Annotated in this window: 11 protein-coding genes; 7 read left to right on the forward strand and 4 right to left on the reverse strand. The window is 72.0% G+C overall.

Annotated features, from left to right (window positions below):
• Positions 1 to 423 precede the first annotated feature (423 nt).
• Both ACFP3U_RS01550 and ACFP3U_RS01555 read left to right on the forward strand, forming a co-directional pair.
• Positions 424 to 1,989 carry a cellulase family glycosylhydrolase gene (locus ACFP3U_RS01550; RefSeq protein WP_380223224.1) on the forward strand — a complete coding sequence of 522 codons (1,566 nt, stop codon included), beginning with the start codon at positions 424 to 426 and terminating at the stop codon, positions 1,987 to 1,989.
• A gap of 85 nt (positions 1,990 to 2,074) precedes the next feature.
• Positions 2,075 to 3,907, forward strand: a complete 1,833-nt coding sequence (locus ACFP3U_RS01555) for a glycoside hydrolase family 6 protein (RefSeq protein ID WP_380223225.1) — start codon at positions 2,075 to 2,077, stop codon at positions 3,905 to 3,907.
• A 96-nt stretch (positions 3,908 to 4,003) separates the two neighbouring features.
• Here the strand turns inward: ACFP3U_RS01555 and ACFP3U_RS01560 are convergent, their stop codons facing one another.
• Positions 4,004 to 5,026: a LacI family DNA-binding transcriptional regulator gene (locus tag ACFP3U_RS01560; protein ID WP_380223226.1), complete on the reverse strand. Its 1,023-nt coding sequence runs from the start codon at positions 5,024 to 5,026 to the stop codon at positions 4,004 to 4,006.
• Positions 5,027 to 5,289: 263 nt separating this feature from the next.
• On the opposite strand from ACFP3U_RS01560, the gene ACFP3U_RS01565 reads away from it, so the two are divergent.
• The 4 genes from ACFP3U_RS01565 (at position 5,290) to ACFP3U_RS01580 (ending at position 10,103) form a co-directional block, all read left to right on the forward strand.
• A complete protein-coding gene (locus ACFP3U_RS01565) occupies positions 5,290 to 6,636 on the forward strand; it encodes an ABC transporter substrate-binding protein (protein ID WP_380223227.1) in 1,347 nt (448 codons plus the stop codon).
• 64 nt (positions 6,637 to 6,700) lie between these two features.
• A complete protein-coding gene (locus tag ACFP3U_RS01570) occupies positions 6,701 to 7,687 on the forward strand; it encodes a carbohydrate ABC transporter permease (protein ID WP_380223228.1) in 987 nt (328 codons plus the stop codon).
• 4 nt (positions 7,688 to 7,691) lie between these two features.
• Positions 7,692 to 8,564 carry a carbohydrate ABC transporter permease gene (locus ACFP3U_RS01575; protein WP_380223229.1) on the forward strand — a complete coding sequence of 291 codons (873 nt, stop codon included), beginning with the start codon at positions 7,692 to 7,694 and terminating at the stop codon, positions 8,562 to 8,564.
• An 87-nt stretch (positions 8,565 to 8,651) separates the two neighbouring features.
• Positions 8,652 to 10,103 (forward strand): GH1 family beta-glucosidase, encoded by a 1,452-nt coding sequence (locus ACFP3U_RS01580; RefSeq protein ID WP_380223230.1) that lies wholly within the window; start codon positions 8,652 to 8,654, stop codon positions 10,101 to 10,103.
• 192 nt (positions 10,104 to 10,295) lie between these two features.
• Here the strand turns inward: ACFP3U_RS01580 and ACFP3U_RS01585 are convergent, their stop codons facing one another.
• The 3 genes from ACFP3U_RS01585 to ACFP3U_RS01595 form a co-directional block, all read right to left on the reverse strand.
• Positions 10,296 to 11,081 carry a hypothetical protein gene (locus ACFP3U_RS01585; protein WP_380223231.1) on the reverse strand — a complete coding sequence of 262 codons (786 nt, stop codon included), beginning with the start codon at positions 11,079 to 11,081 and terminating at the stop codon, positions 10,296 to 10,298.
• Positions 11,078 to 11,608, reverse strand: coding sequence for a SigE family RNA polymerase sigma factor (locus ACFP3U_RS01590; RefSeq protein ID WP_380223232.1), 531 nt, complete (start codon positions 11,606 to 11,608; stop codon positions 11,078 to 11,080). Before ACFP3U_RS01590 ends, ACFP3U_RS01585 begins: the two co-directional genes overlap by 4 nt.
• Before the next feature lie 128 nt (positions 11,609 to 11,736).
• On the reverse strand, positions 11,737 to 12,762 hold the full coding sequence (locus ACFP3U_RS01595) for an expansin EXLX1 family cellulose-binding protein (RefSeq protein WP_380223233.1): 1,026 nt from the start codon (positions 12,760 to 12,762) through the stop codon (positions 11,737 to 11,739).
• 465 nt (positions 12,763 to 13,227) lie between these two features.
• Between ACFP3U_RS01595 and ACFP3U_RS01600 the strand changes: the two genes are divergently transcribed.
• A complete protein-coding gene (locus tag ACFP3U_RS01600) occupies positions 13,228 to 13,905 on the forward strand; it encodes a hypothetical protein (protein WP_380223234.1) in 678 nt (225 codons plus the stop codon).
• Positions 13,906 to 13,908 lie beyond the last annotated feature (3 nt).

Genomic DNA, 13,908 nt, shown 5'->3' on the forward strand with positions numbered 1-13,908 from the left:
TCAAATCTTGGCCAGGTGACGGGCCTTGTCAATGCCGCCTTGCGTGGTGGCGGGCCGTCGCCGGCCGATGTCGAGGTGTTCCGTGCGGGGTGGGGGCTGCCGTCACCGCCGGCGGTGGGTCCGCAGTCGAGCGTGATCACCCGCGACCGGACGTGGCCTTGTCCTGGGCCCTGTCCGGGGCGGCTCTTCGCGGTGTTCCGAGACCGCGCTCGACCGGCGGTGCTGTCCAGTGGGAGCGCTCCCACTGTGAGGGATGCCCCAGGGTCGGTCAAGAGGTGTGAAGGGTTGAACGCCAATACCGACAAAACCCGGTAACTCCTCTTTTCCTTGGCGGTGGTTGGCGCTACGGTCAGGCCACCAGTGGGAGCGGTTCCGTCAGTCGGCGCGCCGGGAGCGGCGCGTCCTCGCTGCAAGGAGTCGCTCATGCGACACCCCCCACGTCTCGCGGCGCTGCTCGGCGGCGCGGTCCTCACCCTGGTGGGCGCCGTGTCCGTGTCCACGGCGGCCGGTGCGGGCCCGAGCGCCTCGGCGCCCGGCTGCTCCGTGGCCTACTCCACGGTCAACCAGTGGGACGGCGGTTTCCAGGCCTCCGTCGTCGTCACCAACAACGCCGCGCCCACCAGTGGTTGGAGCCTCGGCTTCGGCTTCCCCGGTGGTCAGCGCGTCACCCAGGGCTGGGGTGCCACCTGGTCCCAGTCCGGCGCCGCGGTCACGGCCGTGAACGAGAGCTGGAACGGCTCGATCGGGACCGGCGAAAGTGTCAGCCTCGGCCTCATCGCCTCCTGGTCCGGCGGCAACCCCGCGCCGGCCGGGTTCACCCTCAACGGCCTTCCCTGCGGCGGCGGTTCGGCCCCGAGCCCGACCCCCACGGCCAGCCCGACCCCCACCCCGACGACCACCGCCACCCCGACGCCCACGACCACACCCACGACGACCCCGACCACCCCGACGCCGACCGGTACCCCGACCGCCGGCGCACCCGAGCTCAGCGTCAGCGGCAACCGGCTGACCGACGCCGGCGGCGCCACCCGCCGCCTGCTCGGCGTCAACCGCTCCGGCGGCGAGTTCATGTGCGTCCAGGGCCACGGCATCTTCGACGGCCCGGTGGACGACGCGGCCGTCCGGGCCATCGCGGACTGGAAGGCCAACACCGTCCGCATCACGCTCAACGAGGAGTGCTGGCTCGGCCTGGACAACATCCGGCCCGAGTACCGGGGCGCCGCCTACGTCGGCGCCGTCAAGGAGCTGGTGGCCCGTGTCCTGGCGCACGGCATGACCCCGGTGGTCGAACTCCACTGGTCGTACGGCCAGTACACCGGCAACTCGGCGGGCTGCTCGGACGTCCACGCGTCCTGCCAGAAGCCGATGCCGGACGCCCGCTACGCCCCGGCCTTCTGGACCTCGGTGGCGAACACCTTCAAGGACGACCGCCGGGTGGTCTTCGACCTGTTCAACGAGCCCTACCCGGACCGGGCCACGGCCACCACCGAACAGGCCTGGTCCTGCTGGCGCGACGGCGGTGCCTGCCCGGGCATCGACTATGAGGTGGCCGGCATGCAGGACCTCGTGGACGCCGTCCGGGCCACCGGCGCGCGCAACGTCGTGCTCGTCCCCGGGATCGCCTACTCGAACGACCTGAGCGGCTGGCTCGCCCACGCCCCCTCCGACCCGACCGGCCAACTGGCCGCCGCCTGGCACGTGTACAACTTCAACTCCTGTGCCAGCGAGACCTGTTGGACCTCCACCCTGGCTCCGGTCGCCGCCCGCGTCCCGCTCGTGGCGGGCGAGATCGGCGAGAACACCTGCGGGCACGCGTTCGTCGACCGCGTCATGAAGTGGTCCGACGACCGCGGGCTCTCCTACCTGGGCTGGACCTGGAACACCTGGGACTGCTCCTCCGGCCCCGCGCTGATCAGCGGTTACGACGGTACCCCCACGGCCTTCGGGATCGGACTGCGCGACCACCTGCGCGCCCAGAACGGTCACTGAACGGCCCCCGAACGACCGCTGACCGGCCACCGCACGGCACCTGCACGGCAATTGCACGGCACCTCGGAAAGGAACCCCCCACACCATGAGCCGCACCACCCGTACCACCCGCACCACCGACCCCGCCGTCAACCGGCTGCGCACCGGCCGGACGGCGCTGCTCGCCGCCCTCGGCCTGCTCGCCGCGACCGGCGCCACCGCGACCGTGCTCACCGACTCGGCGGGCGCCGCCGCGGCCGGCTGCCGGGTCGACTACCAGATCTCCAACCAGTGGAACACCGGCTTCGGCGCCAACGTCGTCATCACCAACACCGGTGACCAGCTGAGCTCCTGGACCCTGGAGTGGACCTTCGGCAGCGGGCAGCAGGTCACCCAGGGCTGGAACGCCACCATCAGCCAGTCCGGCGCCGCCGTCACCGCGCAGAACGTCTCGTACAACGGCACCCTGGCGAGCGGCGGTTCCACCTCCTTCGGCTTCAACGCCTCGTACAGCGGCGCCAACCCCGTGCCCACCGCCTTCAAGCTCAACGGCGTGCTCTGCAACGGCACCACCACAACGCCCACCCCCACGGCGACACCCACCGCCACCCCCACGGCGACGCCGACCGCGACCCCGACGGCGACCCCCACGGCGACCCCGACCGCCACCCCCACCACCCCGCCCGGCAGCCGCGTCGACAACCCGTACGCCGGCGCGAAGGTCTACGTGAACCCCGAGTGGTCCGCGAAGGCCGCCGCCGAGCCCGGCGGCACCAGGGTCTCCGGCCAGCCCACCGGCATCTGGCTCGACCGGATCGCCGCCGTCACCGGCGCCAACGGCAAGATGGGTCTGCGGGCCCACCTCGACGAGGCGCTCAAGCAGAAGGGCAGCGGCGAACTCGTCGTCCAGCTGGTGGTCTACGACCTGCCCGGCCGGGACTGCTCCGCGCTCGCCTCCAACGGCGAGCTCGGCCCGACCGAGATCGGCCGGTACAAGACGGAGTTCATCGACCCGCTCGCGGCGATCCTCGCCGACCCGAAGTACGCGGGGCTGCGCATCGTCACCGCGGTCGAGATCGACTCCCTGCCGAACCTCACCACCAACACCACGCCGCGGGCCACCGCGACCCCCGCGTGCGACGTGATGAAGGCGAACGGCAACTACATCACGGGCGTCGGCTACGCGCTCAAGAAGCTGGGCGCCGTGCCCAACGTGTACAACTACGTCGACGCGGGGCACCACGGCTGGCTCGGCTGGGACGACAACCTCGGCTCGTCCGCCGAGCTGTTCAAGCAGGCCGCGACGGCCGAGGGCTCGACCCTCGGCAACGTGCACGGCTTCATCGTCAACACCGCGAACTACAGCGCGCTCAAGGAGACCAACTTCACCATCGACGACAGCGTGAACGGCACCTCCGTGCGCCAGTCCAAGTGGGTCGACTGGAACCGGTACGTCGACGAGCTTTCCTACGCGCAGGGGCTGCGGACCAAGCTGGTCTCGCTGGGCTTCGACGCCAAGCTCGGCATGCTGATCGACACCTCGCGCAACGGCTGGGGCGGCACCGCCCGGCCGGCCGGGCCCGGGCCGCGGACCGGCGTCGACGCGTACGTGGACGGCGGACGCATCGACCGGCGGTTCCAGACCGGCAACTGGTGCAACCAGTCGGGCGCCGGCCTCGGTGAGCGGCCGCAGACGGCCCCGGCGGCGGGCATCGACGCGTACGTCTGGATGAAGCCGCCGGGGGAGTCGGACGGGGCCAGCAAGGAGATCCCGAACAACGACGGCAAGGGCTTCGACCGGATGTGCGACCCGACGTACACCGGCAACCCGCGGAACAACAACAGCATGTCCGGCGCGCTGCCGGACTCGCCGCTGGCGGGGGAGTGGTTCCCCGCGCAGTTCCAGGAGCTGATGAAGAACGCCTACCCGGCGCTCTGACCCGGCACCGAACCGACTCGGCGCTGAACCGACCCAACGCCGAACCGACCCGGCCGTCCGGAGCCCCGCGAGGGGTTCCGGACGGCCGGCCACCCCTCAGGAGGATTCCCGCACGACCAGTTCCGTCGGCAGCACCAGACGGGACGGCCCCCGGTCCTCACCGGCGATCTGCCGCAGCAGCAGCCCGGCCATCCGCCGGCCCATCTCCTCGATGGGCTGGCGGACGGTGGTCAGCGGCGGGTCGAGGTGGCGGGCGACCGGCGAGTCGTCCACGCCCACCAGCGCGACGTCACCGGGCACGTCCAGACCCCTGGCGCGCAGGACGGAGAGGGCCCCGACCGCCATCAGGTCGGAGGCGGCGAACACGGCGTCCAGATCCGGGCAGCGCTCCAGCAGCTCGCGCATCGCCCGGCGGCCGCCGTCCTCGGTGAAGTCCCCGGTGGCGATGAGGCGTTCGTCCACCGGAAGCCCCGCCGCGACCAGCGCCTCGCGGTAGCCGGCCAGCCGGCCGTGCCCGGCGTCGAGGTCCGGCGAGCCGGTGATGGTGGCGATCCGCTGCCGCCCGCGCTCGGCCAGATGGGCCACCGCCGAACGGCCGGCCCCGACGTTGTCGGAGTCGACGTACGCCACCGGCTCCTGCGGCGAGCGGCGCCCGTTGAGCACGGCCGGCACGCCCAGCGCGCGCACCTGGTCCGGCAGCGGGTCGTCCCGGTGGACGGAGACCAGCAGCACGCCGTCCACCCGCTGCGCGGCGAGGTACTCCTCGAAGCGCTGCCGCTCCTGCTCGGTACGGATCAGGGTGAGGAGCAACTGCTTGTCCGCCGAGGCCAGTTCGGCGTTCACCCCGCGGATGATGTCCAGGAAGTAGGGCTCCGCGAACACCCGCGCCTCGGTCTCGGTGACGACCAGCGCGATCGCGTCCGTCCGACTGCCGGCCAGCGCGCGGGCCGCCCGGTTGGGTACGTAGCCCAGCTCCGCGACGGCCCGTTCCACCGCCTCCTTCGCCCGTTCGCTCACCCGTGACGAACCGTTGATCACCCGGGACACCGTGCCGCGCCCGACCCCGGCCCGGGCCGCGACCTCTTCCAGGGTCGGCCTTCCGGTCTGCCGTCCGCCCACGTCCCACGCGCCTTCCGCCAACCTCGTTCTCCCGCCCGCCTGAGTGCGCATCGTAGGTCACCGGAGGCGGCGCCGCCACGTCCCTTCCGCGTTCAGGAAGTAGCGCCGGGGTGCCAACAGCGGGACTCCTGAAGGTAATTCGGTTTCATCTCTTGACACCGGATCGGCCGGGGAAGCAACCTTCCGCATGTGACGTGGGAGCGCTCCCACGCATTCGGGGCCACCACCCGGGCCCCGGCACCACCCCGGACAAGGAGAGTGGAATGCGCACCATCACCACCAGACGTCGAGGCCTCACCGCGCTCGCCGCGCTGACCGCGAGCACCGCCCTGCTGGCCGCCTGCAGCAGCAGCGGCGGCAGCAAGAGCGGCGGCGATGCGACGGCGGACGGCAAGGGCGGCACCGTGACCCTGCGGATCGGCACCTTCGGCTCCTTCGGTTACGACAACGAGACCGGCGCCAAGCTCTACGCCGAGTACGAGAAGCTGCACCCCAACATCAAGATCGTCGAGTCCAACGTGGCGGACGGCCAGAAGTACTGGGACACGCTCAAGCTGCGGCTCTCCCGGGACAGCGGCCTCGCCGACATCCAGGCCATCGAGGTCGGCTACATCGCCGAGGCCACCGCGTCCACCCTGGCGGGCAAGTGGGAGGACCTCGGCAAGACCGGCGGCGCGGACCTCGGCGCCTTCCTGGACTGGAAGGAGAAGCAGGCCACCACCGCGGACGGCAAGGTGATCGGTCTCGGTACCGACATCGGCCCGATGGCGATCTGCTACAACAAGGACCTCTTCGCCAAGGCCGGGCTGCCGACCGACCGCACCCAGGTCGGCGCGCTCTGGGCCGGCAGCTGGGACAAGTTCCTCGAAGCCGGCCGCGGCTACCAGGCGAAGGCGCCCGAGGGCACCGCCTTCCACGACTCGGCGAGCGGACTCTTCAACGCCGTGATCTCCAGTGAGAAGGTCCAGTACGCCGACGCCAAGGGCGAGTTGGACTACAAGAACAGCCCCGGCGTGAAGAAGGCCTGGGAGGTCGCCACCGCCGCGGCCACCGGCGGACTGACCGCCAAGCTCCGGCAGTTCGACGAGAAGGGCACCTGGAACGCGGGCTTCAAGAACAACAAGTTCGCCACCGTCGCCTGCCCGAGCTGGATGACCGGCATCATCAAGGACCAGGCCGGCGCCGACAACCAGGGCAAGTGGGACATCGCCCCGGCCCCGGTCGCGGGCAACTGGGGCGGCTCCTTCCTCGGCGTCCCGAAGTCCGGCCCGCACGTCAAGGAGGCCGCCGAGCTCGCGGCCTGGCTGACCGCGCCCGCGCAGCACGCCAAGGTCTTCGCCGTCAACGGCAACATCCCCTCCACCAAGGAGACCCTGGCCTCCGCGGCCGTGAAGGACGCCACCCTGCCGTTCTTCGGCGACACCCCGGTCGGCCGGATCTACTCCGAGGCCGCCGCCGGCATCAAGGCCGTGCCGATCAGCCGCTGGGACGGCCAGGTGAAGACCTTCGTCACCGACAACGGCATCCTCGACATCGAACAGCGCGGCACCGATCCCGCCCAGGCGTGGACCAATGTCGGGAAGCTGATCGACGACAAGATCCAGAAGTAGCGGGGCCACCGAGGGCCGGCCACCCGCCGGCCCTCCCCTCACCCACCGACCGGAAGGACTCCCCGTGTCCAGCCCCGTCCGGACGGCCGCCGACGACACCCCGCTCCCGTCCGACGCCAGCCCGTCCAAGAGCCGCCCGCCCGGCCGCGCCCGGCGTTACTCGCTGCACCGGTGGGACGTGAAGGCGGCGCCGTACGCCTTCGTCGCCCCGTTCTTCCTCTGCTTCGCGGCCTTCGGCCTCTTCCCGCTGATCTACACCGGCTGGCTCTCCCTGCACCGGGTCGAGCTGGGCGGCGAGGCCCAGTGGCGCGGCCTGGGCAACTACACCGCCCTGTGGGACAGCGACTTCTTCTGGAACGCCCTCGGCAACACCTTCACCATCGGTGTGATCTCCACGGTGCCCCAGCTGCTGCTGGCCCTGGGCCTGGCCCACCTGCTCAACTACAAGATGCGCGGCCGGGGCTTCCTGCGGGTCGCGGTGCTCGCGCCGTACGCGACCTCGATCGCCGCCGCCACGCTGGTCTTCGCCCAGTTGTTCAACAGCGACTACGGGCTGATCAACACGATGATCGGCTGGGTGGGCTTCGACCCGGTCTCCTGGGAGTCCTCCCAGTGGCCTTCGCAGATCGCCATCTCGGTGATCGTCACCTGGCGCTGGACGGGCTACAACGCGCTGATCTACCTCGCCGCGATGCAGGCCGTCCCGCAGGACCTGTACGAGGCGGCGGCGCTCGACGGGGCCTCCCGGGCCCGGCAGTTCTTCAGCGTCACCATCCCGTCGATCCGCCCGACCATCCTGTTCACCATCGTGGTGTCCACCATCGGGGCCACCCAGCTCTTCGGCGAGCCCATGCTGTTCGGCGGCAGCCTGGGGGTCAGCGGCGGCAGCGGCAACCAGTTCCAGACGCTCAGCCTGCTGATGTACGAGAAGGGCTGGGTGACCGGGGCGCTCGGCCAGGCCTCCGCGATCGCCTGGGTGATGCTGCTGCTCCTGCTGTCCGTGGGCGCCGTACAGGCGCTCGTCGTCCGTGTCCGCCGCAGGAGGGACTGAACCCGTGAGCACCGCATCCGCGCCCCGTCCCCGGTGGCGACCGGCCGCCGGCCGCCAGCACCACGCCGGCCCGCTGACCTACGTCCTGCTCGTGCTCGCCGCCGTGGTCTCGCTCTTCCCGCTGTACTGGAACCTGGTCGCCGCCTCGCACACCGGCGAGCGGGTGGTCGAGGCCCCGGCACCCCTGCTGCCGGGCGGGCACCTGTTCGACAACCTGGCCTTCGCCTGGAACCAGGTCGACATGGGCCGGGCGCTGATCAACACCACCGTGGTCGCCGGCCTGGTGGCCCTGTCCACCGTGGTGTTCGCGACCCTGGCCGGATTCGCCTTCGCCAAACTGCGCTTCCGGGGCCGCAACGCGCTGCTCGCCGTGGTCGTCGCCACCATGACCGTCCCGCCGCAGCTCAGCGTCATCCCGCTCTACCAGATCATCACGGACCTGGGCTGGGTCGACCAGCTGCAGTCGGTGGTGCTGCCCTCGCTGGTCGCCGCGTTCGGTGTCTTCTTCATGCGGCAGTACCTGATCGAAGCCCTCCCGGTGGAGCTGGTCGAGGCCGCCCGGGTGGACGGTGCGCACAGCCTGCGGATCGTCTGGCACGTGGTGTTCCCGGTGGCGCGACCCGCCATGGCGGTGCTCGGCATGCTGGTCTTCGTCCAGGCCTGGAACGACTTCTTCTGGCCCTTCATCGCCCTCACCCCGGACGGCAACCCCACGCTCCAGGTCGCGCTCGCCGGCCTCGGCTCGGGCAACCACAGCGTCGACCAGGCGATCGTGCTGACCGGCGCGCTCATCTCCACGGTGCCGCTGCTGTTGGTCTTCGCCGTCCTGGGGAAGCACATCGTGGGCGGCATCACCGCCGGCGCCGTCAAGAACTGAACCCCCCTCGGGCTCACCGTCCGAGGACCGAAACCCCCTCGGCCCCACCGTCCGAGGACCGAAACCCCTCACCGTCGGAGCAGAACCATGCCCGTTCCCCCCACCAACCCCCTCCCCACGACCACCACGCCCGGCAGGTTCCCGACCGGCTTCCTCTGGGGCGCGGCCACCTCCGCCTACCAGATCGAGGGCGCCGCCGCCGAGGACGGCCGCACCGCCTCGATCTGGGACACCTTCTGCCGCACCCCCGGCAAGGTCCACCAGGGCGACACCGGCGAGGTGTCGGTCGACCACTACCACCGTTTCCGCGAGGACGTCCGGCTGATGGCCGAGCTGGGCCTGAAGGCCTACCGCTTCTCCATCTCCTGGCCGCGCGTCCAGCCCACCGGCCACGGCCCCGGCGTCCAGCAGGGCCTGGACTTCTACCGCCGCCTCGTCGACGAGCTGCTCGCCGCCGGGATCACGCCCGTCGCCACCCTCTACCACTGGGACCTCCCGCAGGAGCTGGAGCAGGCCGGCGGCTGGCCGGAGCGCGCCACCGCCGAGCGGTTCGCCGAGTACGCCGCACTGGCGGGCGAGGCGCTCGGCGACCGGGTCAGCCACTGGACCACGCTCAACGAGCCCTGGTGCAGCGCCTTCCTCGGCTACGGATCCGGCGTGCACGCCCCCGGCCGCACCGACCCGGTGGCCGCCCTGCGGGCCGCCCACCACCTCAACCTCGGCCACGGCCTGGCCGTCACGGCGCTGCGGGGCGTGCTGCCCGCCGCCGCGCAGCTGTCGGTCTCGCTCAACCTGCACGTGGTGCGCCCGCTCACCCCGTCCGCCGCCGACCAGGACGCCGCGCGCCGGATCGACGCCGTCGGCAACCGGGTCTTCCTCGGCCCGATGCTGGAGGGCGCCTACCCCGAGGACCTGCTGGCCGACACCGCGCACCTCACCGACTGGTCCTTCGTCCGCTCCGGCGACCAGAAGGAGATCCACCAGTCGCTGGACTGGCTGGGCGTCAACTACTACACGCCGACCGTCGTCTCCGGGACGGCCGAGGGCGAGGCCCCCGTCCGCGAGGACGGCCACGGCGGCGGCACGGCCACGCCCTGGCCGGGGGCGGACCGGGTCGGCTTCCACCCGGCACCCGGCGAGCGGACGGCGATGGGCTGGGCCGTCGACCCGTCGGGCCTGCACGAGCTGCTGACCGGACTGGCCCGCCGCCACCCGGGCCTGCCGCTGATGGTCACCGAGAACGGCGCGGCCTACGAGGACGAGGTCGGCGCCGACGGCACCGTCGACGACCCGGAGCGCACCGCCTACCTCCACTCCCACCTGGAGGCCGTCCAGCGCGCGGTGGCCGACGGCGCGGACGTGCGCGGCTACTTCGCCTGGTCCCTGCTGGACAACTTCGAGTGGGCGTACGGCTACGCGAAGCGCTTCGGCCTGGTCCACGTCGACTACGCGACCCTGAACCGCACCCCCAAGTCCAGCGCCCGCTGGTACGCCCAGGTCGCCCGGAGCGGCGAGCTGCACCCGCCGGCCGAAGGCTAGCCCGCCGCGGGGAGACATATAGAGGCGGCCGGTTCCGGGCAGGGTGCCCGGAGCCGGCCGCCTTGGCGTGGAACCGCTTCATGAGTCGCGCGTCATGGACGCAGGGGACGCAGGGGACGCAGGGGACGCACGGGACGCACGGGACGCCGGAGCCCCCGGTGCCGGTCGGCACCGGGGGCTCCGTGCGGTCCCTCACCGCGCGGGAGTGAAGCCTCCCTGGACGGTCGCGGAGCCGTCGGCCGACTTGGCCTCGACCCGGTAGCTGTCGCCCGCGGCGCCGCGGGCTCCCGTCGCGTGGTTGTACTGACCGGCGAACTCGTGCTGGCCGGCCGGTACCGTCTTGCCGGGCTTGAGCACCCAGCGGTAGACCAGCGCCCCGCCGGACTCCTGGACGGTGACGTTGAAGTCGTCGGGCGGCAGGGTCCGCCAGTTGCCGGCGTCCCGCACGTCGCCGGTCTGCGCGACGCGCAGCTCGACGGTGAGCGAGGTGAGCGGCTGGCTGGTCTTGAGGGTGAGGTTGTTCTGTCCCCAGTAGATGGTGCTGTGCGGGTCGATCGATCCCTCCGACCACAGCGGCCCGTTCTGGGTCCGGTTGCTCGCCGTCGGGGACGGGCGCGGACCGGCCGGGCTGGTCGCGGCCGGCGCCGGTGCCGGGGCGGCCGCGCTCGGCGGATCCGCGGGGGTCGGCTCGGGGGCGGTCGTGGTCGTGGTCGCGGGGGCGACCGGAGCGGTGGTGGCGGTGTCCGGCGGCGGGGTCCGGACGATGCCGGCGACCGCGAGACCGCCGGTCGCCAGGATGCCGGCGGTGGCGAGGCCCGCCAGCGCGGCCTTGGGCCACGACCGCAGGCCCGATCGGGTGCGGTGGCGGGCCGGAGGTCCGGCCATGCCGCGCTCGACCCGGGCCAGGATCCGTGCGCGGTCGGGCTGGTGGGCCTCGGCGGCCTCGCGCAGCTGCCAGGTGATGTGCTCGTCGTTCACCGGTTCCTCCTTCCTGTCACCAGTTCGCCGACCGCGTGTGCGCCGAGTGCCTTCTGCAACTCGGCCATTCCCTTCGAGGTCTGGCTCTTCACCGTACCGACCGATATGCCGAGCGCGAGGGCGGTGTCCTTCTCCGACAGGTCGAAGGCGTGGCGCAGTACCACACAGGCCCGCTTGCGGAACGGCAGTCGGTCCAGCGCCGTGCGGACGTCCAGCACGGCGGCCATGTCCGGGCCGTCGGTTCTCTCGGGCGCGCGGGACCAGAACAGCAGGACCCGTCGGCGCTCGCGGATCGCGCTGCGGATCCGGGCCCGGGCCATGTTGGCGACCACCCCGCGCGCGTACGCGAGCGGGTGCTCGGCCGCGCGGAGCCGGTCCCAGCGTTGCCACAGGGCGAGCAGGGCGTCCGCGGCGATGTCGTCGGCCGCGTCCCTCTCACCGGTGAGGAGGTGGGCGAGACGGGCGAGTTCGGCGTGGTGGCGTTCGAAGAAGTCGTGGAACTCCACGGACGCGTCATCGAGGAGCATTTCCCCCGGTCGCCCTCTCCCTGTGTGAGCGTTAACAAGAGGCACGAGCGTATCAGTGCCCTTCGGCGGGCCCGTGAGGTGGCCGCGCCGGCCGGAGAACGCCGTCGGCCGGCGGGTGAGCGGCGCACTCAATGCCGCGCGAACTGGACGCGGGTGGCTTGCACGGCGTCCGGTTTCACCGCGAGCCCGTCGACGGTCAGTTGCTCGCCGTAGATGTCGGTGACCCTGATCGGTCCGCCGCACCCGGTGCCGTCGGGGGAGAGGAAGTAGTTGTAGTCGGAACGCGACAGTGACTGCCAGCCGCCGCCGGCGGTCTTGACCTCCAGTGTCGCCACGGGGTTCCGGTGGCCGATCACCTGGATCCCGCACCACCACTGGGAGGACCCGGTCTTGTACCGGACGGACATCGTGCCCGGCGCCGTGTCGGGGCTCAGCAGCGACCAGGTGACCGCGAGGCGGCCCACCGAGAGCTCGGCGAGCTTGCTGAAGGCCTCGTGGCTGAGGTCGAGCTGCCCGGGCGCGCAGGGCAGCGGGCACTCGTTGACGATGCGCACCGTGATGCTGGCGCCGTTGGCGGCGCGGACGAGCACGGACGCCCCGCAGGCCTTGGAGGACTCGTAGTCGGTGTGGTTCATCGCCGCGATCATGAGATCACCGGACGGGCCGAAGGAGCAGGCGCCGTTTCCGTCGGCGGCGTCGTAGGAGGTCGCGACGCCCTGGTAGCTCGCGCCGGGCTTGATCCGGCCGGCCAGCGAGGCGGCGACCGGGGCGGTCCGGGCGGCGCTGGTGGCGGCCGAGGGCGACGGCGACGCGGCGGCCGTGGTGGCCGACGGCCGCGGCGTGGGGGTGCCCGAAGGCGACGGGGTGCCGGTGGCCGAGGGCTTGGCCGGGGTACCGGCGGCCGAGGACGGCGCGGGGGAGGCGGTGGCCGAGGAGGGGGCCGGGGAGGCGGCGGCCGAGGTCGGCGCGGCCGGGGGCGTGGTGGCGGCGGGGTCGGTGGAGCCCGACGGGGTGCCCGGCTCGGTGGCGGCGACGGACGCGGCGGCCGCCAGCCCGGTGCCGGCGTCACCGTTGCCGCTGCCGCCGCCCGGCAGGAGCACGAAGGCCAGGCACACCAGCACACCGACCGCCACCAGCGCCATCGGTATGCCCATGACCAGTCCGCGCCTGCGGTCTGACTGCGGGGCGGCGTGCTTCGTTGCCCTCATTGCCATCCATTCGGTTGATCGACTCGACGTTGCACTGCCCAGTGGGCGCCGGGGAGCGGAAAGGTTGCCGCGCCGGCGAAAGTTTTTTTCCGACGTTCGCCCGGGCCGCCCCGTGGGTGGGCGACGCGGGGTCGATCGGACGCCCCCAGGGGTGTTCGCCCCTCGGTGTCACCCGTCAGTTGCCGCCGCCGGCGAAAGGGTTGCCGCCCGGCCGAAGATTTTTTCCCCGCGTCCACCGAGGGGTGCCTCTCCCGAGCGGCACCCCTCCGGCTTTTCTCACAACCGGGTGTCAGTTCCGCCCCCCGGATGGGTGTGATCCGACCGAGAGTCCACTGATACGCGCGGTCGATTTCCTTGGGGGCACCGGGGCGAGAAGCCCCGGGAATGCCGGAACAAGCCAAGGAGCACGTGTTGTCCACCGCTCTCGTCCCGACGGCCGCAGCCGACGCGGATCGCCGCAAGAAGGCCCCGCTCCGGGGCCGCCGCCGGATCCTGACCGTCGCGAGCGTGCTGCTCGCCCTCGCGGGCGGCACGGTCGCCGAATCCGCCCCCGCGTTCGCCCAGGCCCCGTCGGGCGCCTGCACCCAGACCTGCAACAACCCGCCGGGTGGCATCAGCCCGCAGGACTGGAACGCCGCGCTCGAAGCGGCGGACTTCTGGGCCAACCACCGGATCGACTGGCAGACCAACACCTGGAACCAGGGCAGCAGCTACGTCTGGCTCACCCCCGCGCAGAGCGCGGGGTGGCCCGGTCAGGCGACCGGCAACCGGTGGTTCGGATACTACGAGCCCAACCAGCCGAACCAGCACGTTCAGTTCATCTACTACGGCGGCAGGTTCGACGACCGGGACGGGCTCCTCGCCTGGTACGAGCACCAGCGGGGTGTTTCGGACTCCCAGGCCTGGTCGACCTACACGGACCGGTGGGGCAACACGCACTACTCCCCGTTCGTCGAGTACGACATCGACTACTACCCCAACGCGCAGGTCCCGCGGAACGCGCGGAGGATCGTTCGCAACGTCAACAACGGCAACGTCTACGCCACGTTCGACCACTACCAGTCGTTCGAGTACCTCGGCCACTTCTAGGCA

It is taken from the genome of Kitasatospora misakiensis (assembly GCF_042656005.1).
GTDB lineage: Bacteria > Actinomycetota > Actinomycetes > Streptomycetales > Streptomycetaceae > Kitasatospora > Kitasatospora misakiensis.

Bases quoted from the DNA above. Each gene is read 5' to 3' on its own strand.
- ACFP3U_RS01550 (WP_380223224.1), top strand. From the start codon at position 424: ATGCGACACCCCCCACGTCTCGCGGCGCTGCTCGGCGGCGCGGTCCTC.
- ACFP3U_RS01555 (WP_380223225.1), top strand. From the start codon at position 2,075: ATGAGCCGCACCACCCGTACCACCCGCACCACCGACCCCGCCGTCAAC.
- ACFP3U_RS01565 (WP_380223227.1), top strand. From the start codon at position 5,290: ATGCGCACCATCACCACCAGACGTCGAGGCCTCACCGCGCTCGCCGCG.
- ACFP3U_RS01580 (WP_380223230.1), top strand. From the start codon at position 8,652: ATGCCCGTTCCCCCCACCAACCCCCTCCCCACGACCACCACGCCCGGC.
- ACFP3U_RS01590 (WP_380223232.1), bottom strand. From the start codon at position 11,608: ATGCTCCTCGATGACGCGTCCGTGGAGTTCCACGACTTCTTCGAACGC.
- ACFP3U_RS01595 (WP_380223233.1), bottom strand. From the start codon at position 12,762: ATGGGCATACCGATGGCGCTGGTGGCGGTCGGTGTGCTGGTGTGCCTG.